We start from the raw sequence: 21,451 nt of genomic DNA, 5'->3' as shown, positions 1-21,451 counted from the left end.
GGGCCCGGTCACTACGCTGAGGGGACATCCCGCGCAGGAGGCCCCGTGATCGATACCACGTTCGAGGCGAGTTGGCTCGTCATCGCACTGTTCGTCATCGATCTCGTCGTGCGCATCGCGGCCGTCATCATCGTGCCGCGCAACCGTCGTCCGACCGCGGCGATGGCGTGGTTGCTGGCGATCTACTTCATCCCGTTCGTCGGGGTGTTCCTTTTCCTCCTGATCGGCAACCCGCGTCTGCCGCGCAAACGCCGTCGCAAGCAAGCCGACATCAACCGGTACATCCACGACACGAGCGCGTCGCTCGACTTCGGCACCCTGCGGCCCCACGCGCCCGACTGGTTCCGCGCCCTGGTGCGTCTGAACAGGAACCTCGGCGCCATGCCCATCGCCGGCGACAACGCCGCGACCCTCATCGCCGACTACCAGGAGAGCCTGGACGCGATGGCCGACGAGATCCGCCGTGCGCAGCGGTACGTGCACGTCGAGTTCTACATCCTCCAGTCCGACGCGTCGACCGACAACTTCTTCCGCGCGCTCGAAGAGGTCGCCGCCCGAGGCGTGGTGGTGCGCGTTCTGCTCGACCACTGGGCCAACCGTGGCAAGCCCTTCTACCGGCAGACCCTGCGCCGCCTCGAAAGGATGGGCGCGCACTGGCATCTGCTGCTTCCGGTCCAGCCTCTGCGCGGGCGCTATCAGCGCCCTGACCTGCGCAACCACCGCAAGCTGCTGGTCATCGACGGCGATGTCGCGTTCATGGGTTCGCAGAACGTCACCGACTCGTCGTACAACCTGCGCAAGAACATCCGACGGGGGCTGCACTGGGTCGATCTGATGGTCCGGGTGGAGGGGCCGGTCGTCGCTAGCGTCAACGCGGTGTTCCTCAGCGATTGGTACAGCGAGACCGACGAGACCCTGGCCGACGAGATCGATCTGTTCAGCGTCGAGTCGGGCCCCGGCGACCTCGATTGTCAGATCGTTCCGTCCGGCCCCGGCTTCGACTTCCAGAACAACCTGAAGCTCTTCCTGGGACTGCTCTTCAACGCTCGCGAACGCATCATCATCGTCAGCCCTTACTTCGTCCCCGACGAGGCGCTTCTACTCGCCATCACGACCGCCTGTCAGCGAGGCGTGCACGTCGAGCTCTTCGTCTCGGAAGAGGGCGACCAGGCGATGGTGTATCACGCGCAGCGCAGCTACTACGAAGCGCTGCTGCACGCCGGCGTCAAGATCTGGATGTACCGCAAACCCTTCATCTTGCACAGCAAGAGCCTGACCATCGACGACGAGGTCGCGGTGATCGGCTCCAGCAACATGGACATGCGGTCGTTCGGTCTGAATCTCGAGATCTCGATGCTCGTGCGCGGCGAGGAGTTCGTCAGCGACATGCGTCGCGTTGAAGACGTCTACCGCACCCTCAGCCGCGAGTTGACGATCGAGGAGTGGCGACGCCAACCGCTGCGCTCGACGATCCTCGACAACCTCGCTCGGCTCACCTCGGCGCTGCAGTGAGCGCCGCCCACATACTCCATCGGAGGACCCCGTGACGCGTCGTTCGCTCTTCGCCCTGGTGGGCCTTGGCATCCTGTCCGTCGGTGTCCTCGTCGGATGCGCGACCGGGCCCGCCTCGGCACCCGAAGAGACGCCGGATGCCACGGTGTCCGCCGAGCAGGCGGAGGCGCGCGTCGCGTGGCTCGATGCGGGCCGAGGTGTCGCCGTCGTGACGTGGGGGAGTTCCTCGTGTGTGCCGGCGGCGGGGGAGTCCGCGCTCGACGCTGGCACGCTCACCGTCGAGCTCATCGACACCACCGACGGGCCCTGCACGCGAGACATGGCACCGCGGGCGACGTACGTTCCGCTCCCGCAGGGCGTCGACGCGACGACGGGTCTCGACGTCGCGGTCACGGGGGCGGTCACGGCATCCGTCTCGCTCGAAGGCCTCGGATCCGCCCCGGCCCCCGTGGCCGAGTTCGCGCCGAGCGCCGGCTGGGCCGGTGATGGCCTCGCGGCGATCCTCACGTGGGGGAGTTCGGGATGCCGCCCCCAGGTGGAGGCCGTGACCTCTGCTGAGGGCGGCGCCGTCGTGACGTTCGCCGATCCACCCGCCGACCAGGTTTGCACCATGGACCTCGCTCCCCGCGTGACCCTCGCCGATCTCACCGGGATCGTCGCGGAAGGACCCGTGGAACTGACGCTGGTCGGCGGAAACGTCGCCTCCGACGGACCCATCCCGCTGCTCGGGCGCTGAACGCGCTTCCGCGCCCGGGCGACGGCTACCTACTCCTGTACCACCAGGAGGTCACCGACTTCGCAGTCCAGCGCACGGCAGATCGCGGCGAGTGTGGAGTAGCGGATTGCTCGTGCCCGGTCGTTCTTGAGCACCGAGAGGTTGACGATGCTGACCCCGACCAGTTCGCTCAGCCGGGTCAGCGTCATCCCCCGCTCGGTGAGCAGCTCGTCGAGTCGACAGTGGATGCCGCTGGGCCCGTCGTCATCGGTCGCCGGGCTCATACGAGACCCTCCGTGTCACGCTGCAGACGGTCGCCGACCGAGAACACGGTGCCCGCGAGGGCGGCGATGAACGCGGCTCCGAAGAGCACGGGAAGGTCGATGGTCTGCACCAGCCCCCGCTCGTAGGTGTAGTCGGAGATCCAGGCGAGGGCGCCGTTGGCGACCATGTTGCGGAAGAACGGCACCCCGGCCAACCCCACCAGGGCGACGATTCCGACCGTCGTGACGATGCCGGTGTTGCGCTTGCTGAAGATGCGGCCGCGCAGGATGTCGGCGGTGAGCAGGAGCAACAGCACGACGACGGCCACCACCACTGTGGCGAAGAGTACCTCGGCGATGACCAGCGCCCACAGCGACGCGATCGGCAGCTCCGGGGCGACGAGGACTCCGCTCCCGAGTTCGACGGGGACGGGGGCGCCGTCGGGGCCGAGTGGTGCCTGGGCGACGGTGTCGAGGAAGGGCAGTGCCACCGGCACATCGCGGTTGGGGAGGGCCTGCACGATCGTGATGACGCTGTGCACGACCGCCCAGACGGCCAGTCCCGCGCCGAGCACGATGAAGAAGAGGAAACCGACGGTGTCACCGCGGGAAAGGATGCGGGTGGTCGGACGGGGGATGTCATGACAGTGTCCTTATCGAAAGTCGATGTTATCGGTTGTCGATAAGTTATCGAATGTCGATGGGGTGCACAAGTCCCCCCGTGCGCCGGGTATGCCCACGGCGAACACGCGTCCGTGGCATCCGACCGCTGGTTACTCTCGATGTACGGCGCGCGGAGGCGTGCCTGTCAGCCCATTCCTGGAGGGACTGAGGATGTTCGAGAGATTCACCGACCGTGCCCGTCGCGTGGTTGTGCTCGCCCAAGAAGAGGCGAAGATGCTCAACCACAACTACATCGGGACCGAGCACATTCTCCTCGGCCTCATCCACGAGGGAGAAGGTGTCGCCGCCAAGGCGCTCGAGTCCCTCGGCATCTCGCTCGACGCCGTGCGCGAGCAGGTGCAGGACATCATCGGCCAGGGCCAGCAGCAGCCGACCGGTCACATCCCCTTCACGCCGCGCGCGAAGAAGGTGCTGGAGCTGTCGCTGCGCGAGGCCCTTCAGCTCGGCCACAACTACATCGGCACGGAGCACATCCTGCTCGGCCTCATCCGCGAGGGTGAGGGCGTCGCGGCTCAGGTGCTCGTCAAGCTCGGCGCCGACCTGAACAAGGTGCGCCAGCAGGTCATCCAGCTCCTGTCGGGCTACCAGGGCAAGGAGCCCGCGGGCGTCGCCACCGGCGCCGGCGAGCAGCAGTCCTCGGGCGCGCAGGGCGGCTCGGCCGTGCTCGACCAGTTCGGTCGCAACCTCACGCAGGCCGCGCGCGACAACAAGCTCGACCCCGTCATCGGGCGCGAGAAGGAGATCGAGCGGGTCATGCAGATCCTGTCGCGCCGCTCGAAGAACAACCCCGTCCTCATCGGTGAGCCCGGTGTCGGAAAGACGGCGGTCGTCGAAGGACTCGCTCAGGCCATCGTCAAGGGCGATGTGCCCGAGACGCTGAAGGACAAGCAGGTCTACTCGCTCGACCTCGGCTCGCTCATCGCCGGCTCCCGCTACCGCGGTGACTTCGAGGAACGCCTGAAGAAGGTCACCAAGGAGATCCGCACGCGCGGCGACATCATCGTCTTCATCGACGAGATCCACACCCTCGTGGGTGCGGGAGCCGCCGAGGGCGCGATCGACGCGGCATCCATCCTCAAGCCCCTCCTCGCCCGTGGTGAGCTCCAGACCATCGGTGCCACCACGCTCGACGAGTACCGCAAGCACTTCGAGAAGGATGCCGCGCTCGAGCGCCGCTTCCAGCCGATCCAGGTCGCCGAGCCGAGCCTGCCCCACGCGATCAACATCCTGAAGGGGCTGCGCGACCGCTACGAGGCGCACCACAAGGTGCAGATCACCGACGGCGCGATCGTGGCCGCGGCGAACCTCGCCGACCGCTACATCAGCGACCGCTTCCTGCCCGACAAGGCGATCGACCTGATCGACGAGGCCGGTGCACGCCTGCGCCTGTCGATCCTGTCCAGCCCGCCCGAGCTGCGCGAGTTCGACGAGAAGATCGCCAAGGTCCGCGAGCAGAAGGAGCAGGCCTCCGAGGAGCAGGACTTCGAGAAGGCCGCGGCTTTGCGCGACGAGGAGAAGTCGCTTCTCGCGGAGCGTCTGCGCCTCGAGAAGCAGTGGCGCTCCGGCGACGTCGCCTCCCACGCGGTCGTCGACGAGGGCCTGATCGCCGAGGTGCTCGCCCAGGCGACCGGCATCCCGGTGTTCAAGCTCACCGAGGAGGAGTCCAGCCGCCTCATGTTCATGGAGAAGGCCCTGCACCAGCGGGTCATCGGCCAGGAAGAGGCGATCGCGGCGCTGTCGCGGACGATCCGTCGTCAGCGTGCGGGTCTGAAGGACCCGAAGCGCCCGAGCGGCTCGTTCATCTTCGCCGGCCCCACGGGCGTCGGAAAGACCGAGCTGGCCAAGGCGCTCGCCGAGTTCCTCTTCGACGACGAGGGCGCGCTGATCTCCCTCGACATGTCGGAGTTCGGTGAGAAGCACACCGTCTCGCGTCTGTTCGGTGCCCCTCCGGGATTCGTCGGCTTCGAAGAGGGCGGCCAGCTCACCGAGAAGGTGCGCCGCAAGCCGTTCTCGGTCGTGCTGTTCGACGAGATCGAGAAGGCGCACCCCGACATCTTCAACTCGCTCCTGCAGATCCTCGAGGAAGGCCGTCTGACCGACGGTCAGGGGCGCGTGGTCGACTTCAAGAACACCGTGATCATCATGACGACGAACCTCGGTTCGTCGGCGATCGCCGGTGGTCCCGTCGGCTTCCAGGTCGAGGGCAACTCGCAGACCAGCTACGAGCGGATGAAGGGCAAGGTCGACGAGGAGCTCAAGCGTCACTTCAAGCCCGAGTTCCTCAACCGTGTCGACGACGTCATCGTCTTCCCGCAGCTGAACAAGGACGAGCTGCGCCAGATCGTCGGTCTGTTCGTCAAGCGCCTGGCCGACCGCCTGCTCGACCGCGACATGACCGTCGAGCTGTCGGACGACGCCAAGGACAAGCTCATCGAGATCGGCTTCGACCCGACGCTCGGTGCCCGCCCGCTGCGCCGCGCCATGCAGCGCGAGGTCGAAGACCGCCTCAGCGAGAAGATCCTGCACGGAGAGCTCGAGTCGGGCGACCACGTCAAGGTGGGCGTCGAGAACGGCCAGTTCACCTTCGAGAGCGGCCCCCGCGGCGACAAGGTCGCGATCGGCGTCGGCACGGCCGGAGAGATCGCGGCCACTCCCGACATCGTCGCCGGTAACTGACGAAGGAACACCACGGGGGCCCGGATGCCATGGCATCCGGGCCCCCGTCGTACGCTGGGACGATGACCGATGCCGTGCCGTTCGTCGTCCGCCCCGCCGGAACCAGCGACGTCCGACGCATCCACGAACTGCTCGAGCCGCTCGTGCAGAAGCGCATCCTGCTCGGCAAGGACCTCGTGGTGCTGTACGGCTCGGTGCAGCAGTTCGTCGTCGCCGAGGTCGACGGCGAGGTCATCGGCTGCGGCGCCCTCCACGTCATGTGGGAGGACCTCGGCGAGATCCGCACGCTCATCGTGCACGAGGACTGGCTTCACCACGGGGTGGGCCGCGCGATCGTGGAGGTGCTGGAGGAGAACGCGCGCGAACTCGGCGTCACGCGGCTGTTCTGCCTCACCTTCGAGGTCGACTTCTTCACGCGCCGGGGATTCGCGCCCATCGGGGAGCAGGTCGTCGACCCCGACGTGTACTCCCAGCTCGTGCGGAGCCCCGACGAAGGCGTGGCGGAGTTCCTCGACCTCGCCCACGTGAAGCCGAACACGCTCGGCAACACGCGAATGCTCAAGCACCTGTGAGCGCGGCATGGCGCGAGCGCCCGGCGGCGCCGCCTACGCTGGAACGATGACCGATGCCCCCCGCAGGCGGCGGCAGTCCCCGGCGGTCTACCGTCGACGCCGTCTTGCCGCCGCGCTCCTCGCGCTGCTCGTGATCGGACTTGTCGTCTGGCTCGTCGCGGCGCCGCCGTGGCGCTCCGCCCCCGCGGCCGATCCGTCGCCGGTGACGAGCTCGTCTGCCCCCGCGCCCTCCGCGGCGGAGTCCGCGCCGACGCCCACGCCCACGGCCACCCCGACACCGACGGCGCCCGCCGGTCCGGTGGAGTGCAGCCCCGCGGACATCACCGTGGAGGCGGTCGCCGACAAGGGCGAGTACGGGCAGGGCGAGAATCCTCAGCTGTCCATTCGCCTCACCAACACGTCCGCGAACCCGTGCACGATGAACGTCGGCACGAGCGCGCAGTCCTTCACCGTCACGAGCGGTTCCGACGTGTGGTGGCGATCGACCGACTGCCAGACCGAGCCCAGCGACATGGAGGTCACACTCGCCGCGGGTCAGCAGGTCACGAGCGCGGCGCCCCTCACCTGGGATCGCACGCGGTCGTCGGTCAGCTCGTGCGACGGTGAGCGGCCGTTCGCCCCGGGCGGTGGCGCGACGTATCACCTGAGCGTCTCGATCGGCGGCATCCCGTCAGCCGGGACGGTGTCATTCATCTTGCAGTGACCGGGGTGCCCGCTCTCGGTGGAGCGCGGGCTCGCCGCGAGTGGGGCGTGCGATGAGCGTCGCGCCGGGGCGCGATCGGTGCACCCGGGTGTGCGATGAGCGTCGCGCCGGGGCGCGATCGGTGCACCGGCGCGCGATGACCGCCCCGGTGCACTCGGTGCGCCCCGGTCGGGTGGCGGTCCGGAGCGTGCCAGGGGGGAGGAGGCCAGGCGGGCTCGGGTTTCGGCGATCTACGCCGAAGCGACAGGGCGGGGGCGCCGCGGTTAGGCTCGGGGGATGGCCGGCGGCAAGAAGCGCAAGGGGAAGAAGCTCGACGTGGACTTCAAGAACACCGCTCTCACCGACGCCCTGCAGACGCAGGACATGGCGGCGATCGCGTTCGCCCTGAGGCATGGGCCCACCGTCGTGCCGCTCATGCGCCCGGGTGACGCCGACGACCCCCGCGACGTCGGCGAGGTGTGGACCTACCGCGATCCGAACACCGGCGAGATCGCGCTGCTTCTCTTCAGCGACGCCGCCCACAAGCCCGAGACTCTGCCTCCGCACATCGCGTTGCAGTCGCCGCAGTGGCTGCGCGCGTTCCTCGACCGCCACCGCGACGAGATCACGACCGTGTTCATCGACATCGCGGGCCCTCACCCGATCCAGGCGAGCCCGGTCGATCTGCTGGCCGCGCTCGACGCCTGAGCCCCCGCGCTGCTGAGGGGGCTCAGGCGCGGCGCGGCGACGTGGTTCGTCCGCTCCGCGGCATAACTCCTGCGGGTTGTGGCAGCGGGCGGTGGTTGCACGGGTGGCGTGCGGAGTGTGCAGGAGTTGTGCGCGCTCCGACCGCGAAGCGACGTGCAAACGGATGCCAGCCCCGCCCGGTGGACATCAGGAGGGTGAGTTACCGGGGTCGCGCGGGTGAGACGCCCGTGTAAGACTCGAGGCATGGAGTACCTGATCGCCGGTGCCGTGTGCGCCGCCGGACTCGTGATCCCCGCGGTGCTGGGCTACACGTCCCCACACCGCCGCCGCCGCTCGGCACCGCCCGGCCACTGAGGCGACGGAGTCTCCGCAGCCCTTTCGTGCCGCGGCCGCACGACGGCGAAGACGCGCAAGGACACCGGTGCACCGCCGTCACGCGGCCTCCCGCGTCGGCGGCGACGATGCGTCAGAACGCGGGCGTGACGTCGTCGCGTGGCATCCCGCGCACCTTCAACTCGTTGAGGGCCTGCGCGAGCTTGCGGGATCGCGAGTCGAGCACCGTGTGATAGCCGAGGCGCGCGGCCTCGGACGCGCGTTGCGCCGCCTGTGTCACGTTGCGAATTTCGCCGGTCAGGGTGAGTTCGCCGATCGCCGCGAGCCTCTTGGACACGGTTCGGTTCTGCACGGCGTTGGCCACCGCGATCGCGATCGCCAGGTCGGCCGCCGGCTCGACCAGCCGCACGCCCCCGACGGTCGAAACGTAGACATCCTTGTCGGCGAGGGACACGCCGATGCGGCTCTCGAGCACCGCGAGCACCATCGCCACGCGCGACGAGTCGACGCCGTTGACGATGCGGCGCGGATTGGGGGCGGTCTGCTTCACCGCGAGCGCCTGGATCTCGACCGGCAGGGCGCGCCGTCCCTCCATCGCGATCGTCACGCATGTGCCGGGCTCGGGGTCACCGTGCCCGAGGAACAGGGCGCTGGGGTCGCTGACCTCGGCGATGCCGCTCCCGGTCATGTCGAAGCACCCGACCTCGTCGGTCGGGCCGAAGCGGTTCTTGAGCGCACGGACGAACCGCAGCGACGTCTGGCGGTCGCCCTCGAAGTGGCAGACCACGTCGACGAGGTGCTCGAGCACGCGCGGGCCCGCGATCGTGCCGTCTTTGGTGACGTGTCCGACGATCACCACGGGGAGCCCTCGCTCTTTCGCGACGCGGATGAGCGTGGATGCCACCTCGCGCACCTGCGCCGGCTGACCGGCCGCGCCGTCGCTGAGCGCCGACGACACCGTCTGCACCGAGTCGACGACGAGAAGGTCGGGCTCGACCTGGTCGATGTGGCCGAGGATCGTCGCGAGGTCGGTCTCGGCCGCGAGGTACAGCTCGTCGTGCAGCGCGCCGGTACGTTCGGCGCGCAGACGCACCTGTGCCGCGGACTCCTCGCCGCTCGCGTACAGCACGCGCCGCCCGGCTCGTGCGCTCTGGGCCGCGACCTCGAGAAGCAGCGTGGACTTGCCGACGCCGGGCTCACCGCTCAGCAGGATCGCGGCCCCCGGAACGATGCCGCCGCCGAGCACCCGGTCGAACTCGCCGACGCCGCTCGTGCGACGCGGGGCGTCCTGCGTGTCGATCTCGGTGATGCGCCGCGCCGCGCGCGCCACTCCCGGAGCGACGGCGGTGACGGAGCGCGTGATGCCCGTCTGCGCGGCGGCTTCTACCACCGTGCCCCAGGACTGGCACTCGCCGCATCGGCCGACCCACTTCAGCGTCGTCCACCCGCACTCGGTGCACCGGTAAGGGGCGGCGGTGGGAGCGGGACGACGGGATGCCATGCGCCCAGGGTACGCGCGGCCTCCGACATCGCTCGCGTGGGGCCTCAACGGCATCCCGATAAACGCGATCTGCGGGCATAAACGCGGTGACCACGCGTTTCCCCGCGCGAATCGCGTTTATGCGTGACGGCCCCGGGCGCGGGCGCGAGGCGAGTGCCCACGCCCCGCGGGTCAGTCGCGGAGCGAGTCGGCGACCGTCGTCAACGCGTCGGCGGAGCGGCGGAGGAGCGTGAGCTCCCGGTCGGAGAACGGGGTGCCGGACAGCGGCACCGCGCCGCGCGAGCTGACGACGGACGGTACCGAGAGGGCCATCCCGTCGATGCCGTGGAAGCCCTCGAGCACCGTACTCACCGGGAGGATCGCGTGCTCGTCGCGCAGGATCGCCTCGACGATGCGTGCGCTCGACAGGCCGATGGCGTAGTTCGTCGCGCCCTTGCCCTGGATGACCTTGTAGGCCGCGTCGCGGACGTCGACGGCGATGGCATCCAGTTCGGCCTCGTCGAAGCGGGTGCCGTCGGGCAGGTCGTACTCGGTGATCGGCACCGACCCGATGGTCGCGGTGGACCACAGGGGGAACTCGGTGTCGCCGTGCTCGCCGACGATCCACGCGTGCACGCTCGAGGTCGCCACGCCCGCGCGCTGCGCGATCTTCCACCGCAGCCGGGACGTGTCGAGCACGGTGCCCGAGGCGAAGATGCGGCGCGTGGGCAGGCCCGTCGCCTGCTGCGCGAGCACCGTGAGCACGTCGCACGGGTTGGTGACGATGACGTAGATCGCGTGGGGTGCGACCTCGAGCAGCTCCGGCATCATGCGGCGGATGATGCCCGCGTTGGTCGCGGCGAGCTCGGTGCGGGTCTGGCCGGGGTTCTGCTTGGCGCCCGCGGTGATGACGACGACGTGCGAGCCCTCGGCGACCGAGACGTCGCTGCCACCGGTGATGTCGCTCGAGCCGGTGAACTGGGTGCCGTGCGCGAGGTCGAGCACCTCGGCCTCGACCTTCGCCTCGGCGATGTCGTACAGGGCGACGTGTCGGGCCGACCCGCGGATGAGGGCGGCGTACGCGACGCTGGCCCCCACGCTCCCCGCGCCGACGACGGTGAGTTTCGAGTTCTCGATCACGCTCATGATCTGATCCTGGCACCGCGGGAAGACCCCCACCAGAACGGTTCTTCGACGATGGAGGACCGGATGCCGAACAGCCGACGACGCACGGATTCGCGGCATCCGGTCGAGTGTCGTAAGCTGGTCGGCGGTGACGTGTCCGAGCGGCCGAAGGTGCAACTCTCGAAAAGTTGTGTAGGGTAACCCCCTACCGTGGGTTCAAATCCCACCGTCACCGCCACTTTCATCAGATCAGCCCCGCTTTCGAGCGGGGCTGACCTGTTTCTCCTGCGAGTGCCCCGCACCGTTCTCGCCCGCCGTGGGACCTTCGGCCTCACCCCTCGCGCCGCCGCGCTCTACCGTGACAGCACGGACACCGTTCGGGGAGGCAGTCATGGAGAACATCGTCGTCGGCGTCGATGACAGCGCGGCGTCGCGTTCCGCCCTCGCCTGGGTCGGTCGCCGCTGCGCGACACACGCCGCGAACGTCGACGTCGTGCACGTGGTGGGGGATCCGTCGGGGCTACTCACGCGCACCGTCGCGGCCTTCGCCGACGCCGAACGGATCCTCCACGAGGCCGCTCCCGAGCAGGCCGTCCAGTTCCATCGCGCCGAGGGCGGAGTGGCACGCACGCTCGCCGCGATGTCGGCCGAGGCGGACCTCCTGGTCATCGGGGTCGACCCCGCCCACCCGTTGCGCGCGGCGCTCGGCGGATGGCTGCCCGTCCGTGTGATCGCCCGGTCGGTTCCGCCGGTGTGCATCGTTCCCGCGGGGTGGGCGCCGCGGGAGGGAAGCGTGACGGCCGGCCTGGACGATGACTCCTCGTCGGAAGAGGCGCTGGCGTTCGCGGCGAAGGAGGCGGACGAGACTTCGCGGCGACTCCGCATCGTGCACGCCTGGCACCTGCCCGAACCTGCCATCGACGGTTCGGCGGCTCTGCTGGTGCGGCCGGAGCGGCTCCTTCGAGAGCACCGCGACCTTCTGGAGGCGGCGACGCATTCTCTGCACCGCCGGTTCCCGCGGGTGCACATGGAGTCCGACCTGGTCCGCGCCCCCGCCGCCGAGGCGCTGCTCCATCACGCCCCGACCGCCACGATGATCGTCATCGGCACCCACCGCGAAGGAGTGCTCGCCGGCGGGTACCTCGGCTCCGTCGCCCAGGACATCCTCTGGAGGGCGGGGTGCCCCATCGTCGTGGTGCCGTCGGCGGGTTTCCCCGCCCGCGGATCGCGATGAGTCGCGTGGACCCGTCCGGACGGGCCGCCCGGGTGCGGGCGTACCGATTCCGGATGCCAGGGCCGCGGCGCCCCGGATAAGAGGTCAGGCCCGCGTCCTCTCGGTACACCGGACAGACGGCATCCCTCGCCTCCGCCGGACGGCTGTCACGCCGTCGCCGATGTGCTCGGCACGACACAGATCGGGCAGTGCAGCGTCCCGATGAGGTCCATCCCGACGGACCCCAGGAATGCGCCCGCGACGACGCTGCGTCCGTGCGTGCCGATGACGAGGAGACTGCTGCGCTCGGCGGCCCGCGTGAGGGCCGACGTGGGGTTGTCGCGCACCAGCTCCGCCGACGCGACGACGTCCGGCTGCGCTTCGCCGACACGCTCGACGGCGGCCCGCAGGATGCGCTCGTGCGCGTCGGCGACATCGCGCGGGCGCCGAGGGTGCTCGTCCGACCAGCGCGGCTCGGCGTTGGCCATCAGCCAGGAATGCACCACCCGCAGGGGGACGCCGGACGACGAGGCGGTCTGCGCCGCGAAGAGAACCGCCGCGGCCGAGGAATCGTCATCGTCCAGGCCGACGGTGACCGGTGCGTCGGAGACCGACCAGCCTACGGGAATGAGCCCGGTGGGAACCCCCGACCGCGCGGCCGCCCGAAGCGGTACCCACCCGGTCAGCATGGTCCGCGTGCGAAAGCCGGGGTGCACGCCGAGCACGAGCAGGTCCGCGCCGCGGGCGGCGTTCGAGAGCGTCGCGGGCATGGCTCCGTCGAGCCGGACGACGTTGGCCGGTGACTCCGGGGCGAGGTCCCGCCACCGTCGGGCGGCGGCATTGAGAACGGAATCCGCCTCGATGCGGTCGGAGAGGAACATGTTCGTGACGAGGACGATGTCGAGCTCCGTCCGCCGGCCGCGCGCGCGGTGGGCGATCCACTCCAGGGCGGCCTCGGACGCTTGGCTCGCGTCGTAGCCCAGAACCACTCGCTCCATGGGGGACTCCTCCCGGACGCCCCGAGCGTAGGAGGGCGGACCGGCGCGGGGCGGGTCGAAGGTCCCGCACCGCGCGGATGTCTTCGAGGAGTCGCATCGCGGCGATGCTCTCGGGCGATCGTGATCTCGGCAGAACCGCAGAATGCCCGCAAAGCGCCGATTCTGCGTCGTTCTGGTTCATGCCGGCCGCGCGGCGGGTGCCGATTCGCGTCGCCGAGTGAGCGCGCGGTAGCACCAGTCCCAAATGAGTTCGAAGGGTCCTCTCCGAAAGCGACGAGACCAGAGACGAGCGAAAGCGACGAGCGCGACACTGATGATGGCGAAGAGGCCCAACGTGCCGAGGAGGCCGTCCATCTCGGCGAAGAGGGGAAGGCTCGCGGAATTCTTCTGGAAGATCACGCCGAGAATGTTCTGCAACAGATAGCAACTGAGTGCCATTTTCCCAACAGCGGCCAAATTCCTGCCGATTCGGCCGGGTCGGCGCTGCTGGTAGAACTCAGCGACGGCAGCGAGGATACCGATGGCAACGATCGGTGCTGCGCCGTAGCGCGCGAGCGCCCCGCCCGAATCTGCGGGAGCGACGAAAGCAAAGAATGCGTCGAGCGGAACTCCGATCGCAAAACCCGCGACCATGAGCCATCGCCTCAAGATCCGCCTGCGCGGCTCAAAGATGCCCAGTCGGTACAGGTTCGCTCCGAGCAAGAACAGTCCGACGCCCATCAGTATGATGGTGAAGAATTCGGATCCGAACGAGAACCCGGCACCGATGTGCGTGAGGTTGCCGACGACGTCATCCCAGTACGAAGAGGGCTGCGCGCCCGACAGTGACCCGTCTGACGGCATCGAGATGGTTTGCTTCGTGGGGCCGGAGGGGAGGACGGTTCCCTTCATGACCAGCATGGAAAGATGCAAAGGAATCATGATGCCGATCACCCACCATTGCACTCGCTCGCTTGTCAGCAGTAGGAAGGCAACGATGAGTCCGGTGACGGCATACGCCCGAAGAACATCGAATTGGACGACGAACACATAGTTCAGTAGGCCATCGAGGAAAAGTAAGCCCGCACGTATCGGATATGTTCCAGGCCATGACCTGCCCGCGCGTCGCGCGGCTTGACGCTGGATCTCGATGCCAATCCCGAACATGATCGTCAAGAGACCGAGAAACTTCCCGTTGGGTAACCATGCGGCGGCCACCGTGATCGGCTCAGGCGTCACCGGATCACCGGATGAACCGATGAAAGCCGCGAAGATCCAGATGTTGCTTGCGAGTGTGCCGAGAATGGCGATGCCGCGCAGAACGTCAAGGGCTTCGATGCGTGGCGATTCCGAACTGGGTACCGTAGATGTTGCCGTCATGGAGTAGAGGTACTCACGCCGACCTTGGTCGTTTGCATGATCGACCTATGACCGGTGCACGCAACGATCGAGAGTCCGATAAGCGCCCCGAACGGGGCCGCCGCGATCCACCCGGTACTCACCCGCTCGGCAGGGTCCCGGACGCCCGGAGCGAAGAAGGGCGAACCGGCGCGGAACGGGCCGAAGGTCCCGCGGATCAGAGGTCGGGGTGGCCGAGACGGAGGACCGCCGCCTGCGTCCGCGTCTCGACTCCGAGCTTCATCAGCAGCGACGACACGTAGTTCTTGACCGTCTTCTCGGCAAGGCCCAGACGCTCGCCGATCTGACGGTTCGTCATGCCGTCGGCGATCAGCGCGAGCACCTGCCGCTCGCGCAGGCCCAGCGAGCCCCACCGCGGATCGTCGTCGCCGGCGCCGTCGCGCAGACTCGACGCGGCGCGCGTGGCCGCCGCGGTGTTCAACAGTGAACGCCCGGTGCTGACGGCGCGGATGTCTTCGAGGAGTCGCATGGCGGCGATGTTCTTGAGCAGATAGCCCGACGCCCCCGCGAGGACGGCCGCGTACGTCGCGGCGTCATCGTCGTACGCGGTGAGGATCAGGCACGCGACCTCGGGCATTGACGAGCGAATCTGGCGGCACAGGTCGATGCCGCTCCCGTCCGGGAGGCGCACGTCGAGGACCGCCACGTCGGGCCGGGCGGCCTCGATGCGTGCGAGCGCCTGACGAACGGAGCCGGCCTCGCCCACCACCTCGAAGCCCTCCGCGCCGTCGATGAGGTCGGACAGCCCGCGTCGCACGATCTCGTGGTCGTCGACGAGGAAGACACGGATCACTGCGTCGTCCTTTCCGCGTCGAGCGGAGCGCGCCACTCGGCTCGCGTTCCCCCGGCTCCGGTCTCGAGCGTCAACGCCCCGCCGCGCGCACCCGCGCGCTCCGCGAGATTGGCCAGACCGCTACGACGATCGTCGCGGATGCCGGAACCGTCGTCGGCGACGACGACCCACACGTCTCGCTCCCCGATCCCCACGTCGAGCGAGATGGAGTCGGCGCTCGCGTGGCGAACGCTGTTGGTGAGCAGCTCGCGTGCCACCCCGACGACGTCATCCGCGAGCGACCCGTGGACCGTGCTGTCGACGGCGCCCGAGAAACGCAGCGAGGGAGGTCTGCGCAACGTCCCCGACGACTCGGCGACGACGTCGATGAGCCGGTGGCGGAGCGAGCCGCCGTCCCGGGCGGAGAGGGCGAAGACGACGGTCCGGATCTGTGCGATCGCGTCATCGAGTTGCCGGATGACCTCTTGCATCCGGTGGCGGTCACGGGTGTCTCCCAGCGTCGCGGCCACCGACTGCAGAGTAAGCCCCGCACCGAAGACCTGCTGGATGACATGGTCGTGCAGGTCGCGGGCGATGCGAGCGCGTTCTTCGCTGAGCATCGCCTTCTGCTGGTCCCGCCGGGCGTGCGCGAGCTCCAGCGCGATGCTCGCCTGCGATGCGAGGTCGCTGAGCACCTCGAGCTCCACGGGCGTGAAGCCGCGCTCGCCGGGCGCGCGCGCGACGCACAGCGCCCCCCACGTCTGCTGGCGCGTCCGCAGCGGCGCGGCCATCGCCGGGCCGGTCTCGTCCCCGCTGGCGTTCATCGCCGGGTCGATGTCGCCCACCGCACGAGGCGCGGTGCCCACCCGCACCCCTCCTGTCTCCATGGCCGCTCCGGCGATGCCGCCGGTTCCCCCGGCGAGCGTGCCCAGGATCTCGTCCTCGCCGGGGCCTCGCGCCGCAGCGACGCGCAGCACGGGTGAGTCGTCGACGGGCACGAGGACGGTCACGAGGGGTCCTCCGGCCAGGTCGGCGACGCGTCCTGCCAGCAGGTCGAAGATGGTGTCCGTCGGAGTCGAGAGGATCGCCGCCGACAGCTCTGCCGTCGCCGTCATCCACGTCGCGCGCGTTCGGGCCTCGTCGAAGAGTCGGGCGTTCTGGATCGCAAAGCCCGCGGTGGATGCCAGACCGCGGACGAGCTCTTCGTCTTCTGCCGTGAACGATCCGCGCCGCGCGTTCGTCAGGTAGAGGTTGCCGAACACCTCACCGCGCACGCGCACGGGTGCGCCCAGGAAGGAGTCCATGCGCGGATGATGCGCGGGGAATCCGGCCGCGCGCGGGTCCTCGCCGAGGTGATCCAGGCGGATGGGCTCGGGGTGCGCGATGAGCGCGCCGAGGATCCCGCGCCCGCGCGGGAGGTGGCCGATGGCGTCCGCGGCCTCCGCGTCGAGCCCGACATGGACGAACTGGTCGAGCGAGACCCGGTCGGCGGCGATGATGCCGAGCGCGCCATACTCGGCATCCACCAGTTCGACGGCCGCCTCGACCACGCGACGCAGCACGATCGGCAGTTCGATCTCCCCGACCACCGTCTCGACGGCGCGGAGGAGGCCGCGCAGGCGGTCCTGCGAGGACGATGGTCCGACGCCCGAGTGTCCCGCTTCCGCATCGCGCGCGACATGATCCCCACTCGGCATCCGTTCCCCCTCTCCCCGCCCTTCAATCTACGACCGGCACCCGTGCCTGACCAGGGACGCCGGGACTTTCGACCCGCCGGTCGGTGACGTGACGCGATGCACTGGAAGAAGGAGGTGTGCCATGACCCACGATCAGAGCCCCACCCCGCCCGTCGTCGAACTCGGCACCGCGGAGAGCTGGCGGCTCCTCGAGTCGCAGAGCCTCGGACGCCTGGCGCTCGTGGACGCGTCCGGCGAGCCCCGCATCTACCCGGTGAACTTCGCCACCCGCGACGGCGCGCTCTACGTGCGCAGCGCCGACGACGCGAAGCTGCGCTTTCTGCGCTCGCGCCCAGCGGTTGCGTTCGAGATCGACGGGGAGGATGCCGGGGACCGGTGGAGCGTCGTCGTGCGGGGCAACGCCGCACCCGTCGAGATGGATGCCGAGATCCGCCGCAGTCGCGAGACGGCGTTGCGGTCGATGAGCCCGACGCCCAAGCCCTATGTCGTCCGTATCTCCCCGCGGAGCATCACCGGGCGCCGGTTCACGGAGCGCGCCATGGGCGAGCGGGACGATCCGCTGCGTTCGCGCATCTTCCGTCCCCGGGAGGACTCCGTCCCCGCCGTGGCTCGACCGCCGTACCCGATCGCGGGAATCCCGCCGCGCGCGGACGCGTGATGCCCGGCGCCAGGTCGCTCACCGTGAAGGGCGCGGTGGCGCGCGTCGCCGTGTCTAGCAGGACGCGGGGTCTGCGTGACCGATCTCGGCGAGGCGCTGCTGAAGGAAAGCCCGTTCCGCGGCGTTCGCGGTGAGCTCGATCGCGCGACGGTAGGACGAGGCCGCCCCAGCCGTGTCGCCGAGACGCTGCAGCAGGTCGGCGCGCGTCGCGTAGAGGTAGGGATAGTTCGCGAGCCGCGGATCGGCCGCCAGATCATCGAGGAGGGGCAGAGCAGCGGTCGGACCGTCAGCGAACGACACGGCGGCGGCGCGGTTGAGCGCGACGACGGGGGTATTCCACACCGCCAGCAGAAGGTCGTACAGGTGCACGATGCGAGGCCAATCGGTCCGGTCGAACGACGGCGCCACGGCGTGCACGCCGGCGATCGCCGCCTGAAGGGTGAATCGCCCCGGCGGGCCGGATGCCAGCGCCCCGGCGGTCACGGTGAGACCCTCCATGATCGCCCGCTGATTCCACCGCGTCCGGTCCTGGTCGCCGAGGAGGAGGAGTCGCCCCTGCTCGTCGGTCCGGGTCGCCCGGCGCGCGTCGGTGAGGAGGAGCAGACCGAGCAGACCCCGGGTCTCCGCTTGCTCGGGGAGGAGCGCGGCAAGGGTGCGGGCAAGGTGCAGAGCCCGGTCGCAGAGTTCCTCCCGGACGAGCGCATCTCCCTCCCCGGCCGTGTGTCCGGTGCTGAAGAGCAGATGGACGGCGGTGAGCACGCTGTCCACGCGCTCGGGAAGCTCCGAGGGTCCCGGTACCCGGAACGGGATGCGCGCTTGCGAGATCTTCTTCTTGGCGCGCGTGATCCGCGCCGCCATCGTCGGCTCCGGCACCAGGAAGGCTCGAGCGACATCGGGGGTGGGAACGCCGCAGACGAGGCGCAGAGTGAGCGCGATGCGGGCCTCGGGGGAGAGGGCGGGGTGGCAGCACGTGAACACCAGCCGGAGCCGGTCGTCCGGTACTGCAGCGTCAAGCCCGTCCCTGCCGTCCCTGCCGTCCGGGTCGTCCGGATCGGCGGTCGCCGGTTCCACGAGCAGCGGGAGCTTGCGACGAAGGGTGACCTCGCGCCGCAGCCGGTCCAGCGCCTGGTTCCGCGCCGCCGTGGTCAGCCACGCGCCGGGCCGCTCCGGAACGCCATCTCGGGCCCAGGCCCCGAGGGCGCTGACATAGGCCTCTTGCGCGCACTCCTCCGCGAGATCCAGGTCGCCCGCGACGCGCACCGTGGCCGAGAGCACGGAGGCCCATTCGGAGCGATGGGCCCGTTCCAGCGCGGCAACGACCGCGTCCGCCTGCGCGGCGGACGCGGTCGGCTCGTCTCCCCGGGCGCTCAGAACGGGTTCGTCGTCGTCGGGTCCACGACCGGTCGCACCTCGACGCCGCCGCCGGGGGCGGGGCACAGCTTGCCGATCTCCACGGCGTGGTCGAGGTCACGCGCCTCGACCACGTAGAAGCCGCCGAATGCTTCCTTGGTCTCGACGAACGGGCCGTCCGTGACGGTTCCGCCGCCCTTGATGGTGGTCGCGGTCGTCGTGGACGCGAGTGCGCCGCCGCTCTCGATGGACCCCCCGAGCTCGTACACCTGCGCGGTGAACGCGTTGTGCGCGTCGATCACTGCGCCCCACGCCTCGGGCGACATGTTCGCGTAGAAGGTCGGGTCTTCGTAGATGAGGATCGCGTACTTGGCCATGAGTGCCTCCTGCACTGAGTCGCGGGCCGGTCTGTCCGGCTCCGTCATCTCTGACGACGAACAGCCTGCCGCCGAATCGACAGCCAGACGAGACTTTTTCTCGAAGTAGTGCGCGCCGTGCGGGACGCCGGGGTCCTCACCGGACGATCGCCGTCACGGTCGGCGGGTGCGACAGCACCGCCTGACTGGTCGAGCCGAGCAAGAACCGCGTGAGCGGTCCGCGCCCGTGACTCCCGACGACCAGCAGCCTGGCCGAGCGTGCCGTTCTCCCGAGGACCGCGCCCGGGTAGCCGGACTCCACGACGGTCTTCACCGTGAGATCCGGGTAGTCCTGGCGGAGACCCGCGAGCGAGATCGCGAGCTCCTCCGCCGTGAGGTCCTGCATGCGCTCCAGATAGTTCTGGGGATAGTCGTCGAACTCGAACGGCACCGGGACCGGCGACCACGTCATGACCGCCGTGAGCGTGTCTCCCGTCCGGTCCGCTTCCGCGGCGGCGAACGCGACGGCCTTCTCCGACGCCTCGGAACCGTCGACGCCCACCACCACCCCCGTCCGGCCTTGCGCGCCCCCCTCGGGCACGACGACGACCGGGCAGTGCGCGCCGGCGGTGATCCGCACACCGCGGACGCCGCGCAGCCGCGACCCGTCCCGCGCGAAGTCGCTTCCGAGGACGAGCAGATCGGCGCGATGGGACACGTCGATGAGGCGCGCCACCGGGTCTCCGCGTTCGAGGAGCGTCTCGGCATCCACCCCGGCTTCCTGAGCCTGTGCGGCCGCTGTCTCCAGGAGCGCCCCCGCGCGTTGTGTCGCGCGCTCGATCAGCGTCTCCTCTCCGCCGATGCCCCACGCCGACCCGACGACGGATATCAACAGGAGCCGTTCTCGTCGTCCGGCAGCGCGCTCGATCGCCCAGTGCAGGGCCCCCTGAGCCCCGAACGCATCGGTGACCCCTACCGCGATGGTTCCGTTCATGATCGCTCCTTCGCCCGTGTCGATGATCTGCTCATCCCGATGGTCTCGCCGCTCGTGCGCATCCCGCGGGACCTTCGGCCCGCCGCGACGAGAGCGACCGGCGAAGACTCGGACCAGGCAAACGATCCAAGGAGAGATGATGCGTGCAGCAGTCGTCGAACAGTTCGGTTCCGCCGCGCAGGTGGAGGAACGACCGATACCTCACCCCGGGCCGGGACAGGTGCTGGTTCGGCTCGAGACCTGTGGGCTGTGTCACACCGATATCCACGCGATGAAGGGCGATTGGCCCGTCAAGCCGGGTCTGCCGCTCGTCCCCGGCCATGAAGGCGTCGGCATCATCGAAGAGCTCGGCGCGGGTGTGACCACGCGGGCCGTCGGACAAAGGGTGGCGATGCCGTGGCTCGGTCACGCCTGCGGGGAATGCCGGTACTGCGTCGACGGGCGGGAGAACCTGTGCGAGCAGCAGTACAACAACGGCTACGGCGTCGATGGAGCGTACGCCGAGTACATGCTCGCCGACGCGCGATTCGCCGTCCCGGTGCCCGACAGCGTCACCCCGCTGGACGCGGCACCGTTGACGTGCGCCGGCGTCACCACGTACGCCGCAGTGAAGAACGCTCATGTCACCCCGGGCGAGACCGTCGTGGTGTTCGGCGTCGGAGGTCTCGGGCACCTGGCCGTGCAGTACGCGCGGCTCGTGGGGGCGAAGGTCATCGCGGTCGACGTGACCGATGCGAAGCTGCGGCTCGCCTCCGAGTTGGGGGCGGATCACGTGGTGAACGCGCTCACCACGGATCCGGTGGAAGCGATCCGGCAGTACGGCGGTGCGGACGCCGCGATCGTGCTCGCGGTCGCCCCTTCCGTGTTCCGCCAGGCATTCGACTCCCTGAACCGCGGTGGGCGGCTCGTCCTCGTCTCGCTGCCGGCGGACGGTGAGCTCACCATCCCGATCTTCGACACGGTGCTCAAGGGCATCAGCGTGATCGGCTCGATCGTCGGAACGCGGCAGGACCTCGCCGAGGTGTTCGCGCTCCATGCACTCGGACGCACGAAGGTCATCACCGAGACCCGCGACCTCTCCGATGTGAACCGCTCGGTCGAGGAGGTTCTGGCGGGAAGCGTCCCGGCGCGCCTCGTCTTCGCGTACCACACCGCCGATGTGGTGCCCGTGGAGGACGCCGGGCACGGCGCGTAGCGGGGAGCGCGCAGAACGCGGGTCGGGACGTGGGACGACGTCCCGACCCGTGCGCAATCCCCGAATCCCG

The 21,451-nt window shown here is 69.5% G+C and carries 20 protein-coding genes and 1 tRNA gene; 10 read left to right on the top strand and 11 right to left on the bottom strand.

Annotated features, from left to right (window positions below):
• Nucleotides 1-48 precede the first annotated feature (48 nt).
• Entirely contained in the window at nucleotides 49-1,512 is a 1,464-nt protein-coding gene (gene cls, locus MHY30_RS05610; protein WP_374204591.1) for a cardiolipin synthase, read from the top strand.
• Nucleotides 1,513-1,543: 31 nt separating this feature from the next.
• Entirely contained in the window at nucleotides 1,544-2,248 is a 705-nt protein-coding gene (locus tag MHY30_RS05605; protein ID WP_239275876.1) for a hypothetical protein, read from the top strand.
• A gap of 29 nt (nucleotides 2,249-2,277) precedes the next feature.
• Here the strand turns inward: MHY30_RS05605 and MHY30_RS05600 are convergent, their stop codons facing one another.
• Nucleotides 2,278-2,511 (bottom strand): helix-turn-helix transcriptional regulator, encoded by a 234-nt coding sequence (locus MHY30_RS05600; RefSeq protein WP_239275874.1) that lies wholly within the window; start codon nucleotides 2,509-2,511, stop codon nucleotides 2,278-2,280.
• Nucleotides 2,508-3,065, bottom strand: a complete 558-nt coding sequence (locus tag MHY30_RS05595) for a hypothetical protein (protein ID WP_239275872.1) — start codon at nucleotides 3,063-3,065, stop codon at nucleotides 2,508-2,510. Before MHY30_RS05595 ends, MHY30_RS05600 begins: the two co-directional genes overlap by 4 nt.
• A 259-nt stretch (nucleotides 3,066-3,324) precedes the next feature.
• Here MHY30_RS05595 and MHY30_RS05590 point away from each other — a divergent pair, with 259 nt between their 5' ends.
• The 4 genes from MHY30_RS05590 (at nucleotide 3,325) to MHY30_RS05575 (ending at nucleotide 7,812) form a co-directional block, all read left to right on the top strand.
• On the top strand, nucleotides 3,325-5,850 hold the full coding sequence (locus MHY30_RS05590) for an ATP-dependent Clp protease ATP-binding subunit (protein ID WP_239275870.1): 2,526 nt from the start codon (nucleotides 3,325-3,327) through the stop codon (nucleotides 5,848-5,850).
• Between the two features lie 62 nt (nucleotides 5,851-5,912).
• Nucleotides 5,913-6,422, top strand: a complete 510-nt coding sequence (locus MHY30_RS05585; protein WP_239275869.1) for an amino-acid N-acetyltransferase — start codon at nucleotides 5,913-5,915, stop codon at nucleotides 6,420-6,422.
• A gap of 46 nt (nucleotides 6,423-6,468) precedes the next feature.
• Nucleotides 6,469-7,125, top strand: coding sequence for a hypothetical protein (locus MHY30_RS05580; RefSeq protein WP_239275867.1), 657 nt, complete (start codon nucleotides 6,469-6,471; stop codon nucleotides 7,123-7,125).
• Between the two features lie 276 nt (nucleotides 7,126-7,401).
• Nucleotides 7,402-7,812: a dehydrogenase gene (locus tag MHY30_RS05575; protein WP_239275865.1), complete on the top strand. Its 411-nt coding sequence runs from the start codon at nucleotides 7,402-7,404 to the stop codon at nucleotides 7,810-7,812.
• 466 nt (nucleotides 7,813-8,278) lie between these two features.
• On the opposite strand, the gene radA is transcribed toward MHY30_RS05575, so the two are convergent.
• Both radA and MHY30_RS05565 read right to left on the bottom strand, forming a co-directional pair.
• Nucleotides 8,279-9,646 carry a DNA repair protein RadA gene (radA, locus tag MHY30_RS05570; RefSeq protein ID WP_239275863.1) on the bottom strand — a complete coding sequence of 456 codons (1,368 nt, stop codon included), beginning with the start codon at nucleotides 9,644-9,646 and terminating at the stop codon, nucleotides 8,279-8,281.
• 171 nt (nucleotides 9,647-9,817) lie between these two features.
• On the bottom strand, nucleotides 9,818-10,771 hold the full coding sequence (locus MHY30_RS05565; protein ID WP_239275861.1) for an L-lactate dehydrogenase: 954 nt from the start codon (nucleotides 10,769-10,771) through the stop codon (nucleotides 9,818-9,820).
• A 126-nt stretch (nucleotides 10,772-10,897) separates the two neighbouring features.
• Here MHY30_RS05565 and MHY30_RS05560 point away from each other — a divergent pair.
• Nucleotides 10,898-10,988 (top strand) — tRNA-Ser (locus tag MHY30_RS05560).
• A 153-nt stretch (nucleotides 10,989-11,141) separates the two neighbouring features.
• Nucleotides 11,142-11,984, top strand: coding sequence for a universal stress protein (locus MHY30_RS05555; protein WP_239275859.1), 843 nt, complete (start codon nucleotides 11,142-11,144; stop codon nucleotides 11,982-11,984).
• A 146-nt stretch (nucleotides 11,985-12,130) separates the two neighbouring features.
• Here MHY30_RS05555 and MHY30_RS05550 read toward each other — a convergent pair whose 3' ends face one another.
• The 4 genes from MHY30_RS05550 to MHY30_RS05535 all read right to left on the bottom strand — a co-directional run bounded on the left by MHY30_RS05550 (nucleotide 12,131) and on the right by MHY30_RS05535 (nucleotide 16,828).
• The gene (locus MHY30_RS05550) at nucleotides 12,131-12,961 is read right to left on the bottom strand and encodes a universal stress protein (RefSeq protein ID WP_239275857.1); all 831 of its coding nucleotides are present in this window, start codon (nucleotides 12,959-12,961) and stop codon (nucleotides 12,131-12,133) included.
• Between the two features lie 177 nt (nucleotides 12,962-13,138).
• Nucleotides 13,139-14,320, bottom strand: a complete 1,182-nt coding sequence (locus MHY30_RS05545; protein ID WP_239275855.1) for a DUF418 domain-containing protein — start codon at nucleotides 14,318-14,320, stop codon at nucleotides 13,139-13,141.
• 196 nt (nucleotides 14,321-14,516) lie between these two features.
• Nucleotides 14,517-15,152, bottom strand: coding sequence for a response regulator transcription factor (locus tag MHY30_RS05540; protein ID WP_239275853.1), 636 nt, complete (start codon nucleotides 15,150-15,152; stop codon nucleotides 14,517-14,519).
• Complete coding sequence (locus MHY30_RS05535; RefSeq protein ID WP_239275851.1) at nucleotides 15,149-16,828, bottom strand: GAF domain-containing protein; 1,680 nt, start codon at nucleotides 16,826-16,828, stop codon at nucleotides 15,149-15,151. Before MHY30_RS05535 ends, MHY30_RS05540 begins: the two co-directional genes overlap by 4 nt.
• Before the next feature lie 121 nt (nucleotides 16,829-16,949).
• Here MHY30_RS05535 and MHY30_RS05530 point away from each other — a divergent pair, with 121 nt between their 5' ends.
• Nucleotides 16,950-17,486 carry a pyridoxamine 5'-phosphate oxidase family protein gene (locus MHY30_RS05530; RefSeq protein ID WP_239275849.1) on the top strand — a complete coding sequence of 179 codons (537 nt, stop codon included), beginning with the start codon at nucleotides 16,950-16,952 and terminating at the stop codon, nucleotides 17,484-17,486.
• A gap of 54 nt (nucleotides 17,487-17,540) precedes the next feature.
• Here MHY30_RS05530 and MHY30_RS05525 read toward each other — a convergent pair whose 3' ends face one another.
• The 3 genes from MHY30_RS05525 to MHY30_RS05515 all read right to left on the bottom strand — a co-directional run bounded on the left by MHY30_RS05525 (nucleotide 17,541) and on the right by MHY30_RS05515 (nucleotide 20,186).
• Nucleotides 17,541-18,761: an RNA polymerase sigma factor gene (locus MHY30_RS05525; protein ID WP_239275847.1), complete on the bottom strand. Its 1,221-nt coding sequence runs from the start codon at nucleotides 18,759-18,761 to the stop codon at nucleotides 17,541-17,543.
• A 92-nt stretch (nucleotides 18,762-18,853) separates the two neighbouring features.
• Complete coding sequence (locus tag MHY30_RS05520) at nucleotides 18,854-19,213, bottom strand: YciI family protein (protein ID WP_239275846.1); 360 nt, start codon at nucleotides 19,211-19,213, stop codon at nucleotides 18,854-18,856.
• A 136-nt stretch (nucleotides 19,214-19,349) separates the two neighbouring features.
• On the bottom strand, nucleotides 19,350-20,186 hold the full coding sequence (locus MHY30_RS05515) for a universal stress protein (protein ID WP_239275844.1): 837 nt from the start codon (nucleotides 20,184-20,186) through the stop codon (nucleotides 19,350-19,352).
• Nucleotides 20,187-20,325: 139 nt separating this feature from the next.
• Between MHY30_RS05515 and adhP the strand changes: the two genes are divergently transcribed.
• On the top strand, nucleotides 20,326-21,381 hold the full coding sequence (gene adhP, locus MHY30_RS05510) for an alcohol dehydrogenase AdhP (protein WP_239275912.1): 1,056 nt from the start codon (nucleotides 20,326-20,328) through the stop codon (nucleotides 21,379-21,381).
• Nucleotides 21,382-21,451 lie beyond the last annotated feature (70 nt).

This window comes from Microbacterium sp. ACRRU, from assembly GCF_022346945.1.
In the GTDB taxonomy this organism is placed as follows: Bacteria; Actinomycetota; Actinomycetes; order Actinomycetales; family Microbacteriaceae; genus Microbacterium; species Microbacterium mcarthurae.
The sequence above is the reverse complement of the archived record's forward strand: the minus strand, read 5'-3'. Positions and strand labels throughout refer to the sequence as shown.

Coding starts and splice junctions, on each gene's coding strand:
- MHY30_RS05600 (WP_239275874.1), bottom strand. CDS start 2,511: ATGAGCCCGGCGACCGATGACGACGGGCCCAGCGGCATCCACTGTCGA.
- MHY30_RS05590 (WP_239275870.1), top strand. CDS start 3,325: ATGTTCGAGAGATTCACCGACCGTGCCCGTCGCGTGGTTGTGCTCGCC.
- MHY30_RS05585 (WP_239275869.1), top strand. CDS start 5,913: ATGACCGATGCCGTGCCGTTCGTCGTCCGCCCCGCCGGAACCAGCGAC.
- MHY30_RS05580 (WP_239275867.1), top strand. CDS start 6,469: ATGACCGATGCCCCCCGCAGGCGGCGGCAGTCCCCGGCGGTCTACCGT.
- MHY30_RS05575 (WP_239275865.1), top strand. CDS start 7,402: ATGGCCGGCGGCAAGAAGCGCAAGGGGAAGAAGCTCGACGTGGACTTC.
- radA (WP_239275863.1), bottom strand. CDS start 9,646: ATGGCATCCCGTCGTCCCGCTCCCACCGCCGCCCCTTACCGGTGCACC.
- MHY30_RS05565 (WP_239275861.1), bottom strand. CDS start 10,771: ATGAGCGTGATCGAGAACTCGAAACTCACCGTCGTCGGCGCGGGGAGC.
- MHY30_RS05555 (WP_239275859.1), top strand. CDS start 11,142: ATGGAGAACATCGTCGTCGGCGTCGATGACAGCGCGGCGTCGCGTTCC.
- MHY30_RS05550 (WP_239275857.1), bottom strand. CDS start 12,961: ATGGAGCGAGTGGTTCTGGGCTACGACGCGAGCCAAGCGTCCGAGGCC.
- MHY30_RS05545 (WP_239275855.1), bottom strand. CDS start 14,320: ATGACGGCAACATCTACGGTACCCAGTTCGGAATCGCCACGCATCGAA.
- MHY30_RS05535 (WP_239275851.1), bottom strand. CDS start 16,828: ATGCCGAGTGGGGATCATGTCGCGCGCGATGCGGAAGCGGGACACTCG.
- MHY30_RS05530 (WP_239275849.1), top strand. CDS start 16,950: ATGACCCACGATCAGAGCCCCACCCCGCCCGTCGTCGAACTCGGCACC.
- MHY30_RS05520 (WP_239275846.1), bottom strand. CDS start 19,213: ATGGCCAAGTACGCGATCCTCATCTACGAAGACCCGACCTTCTACGCG.
- MHY30_RS05515 (WP_239275844.1), bottom strand. CDS start 20,186: ATGAACGGAACCATCGCGGTAGGGGTCACCGATGCGTTCGGGGCTCAG.
- adhP (WP_239275912.1), top strand. CDS start 20,326: ATGCGTGCAGCAGTCGTCGAACAGTTCGGTTCCGCCGCGCAGGTGGAG.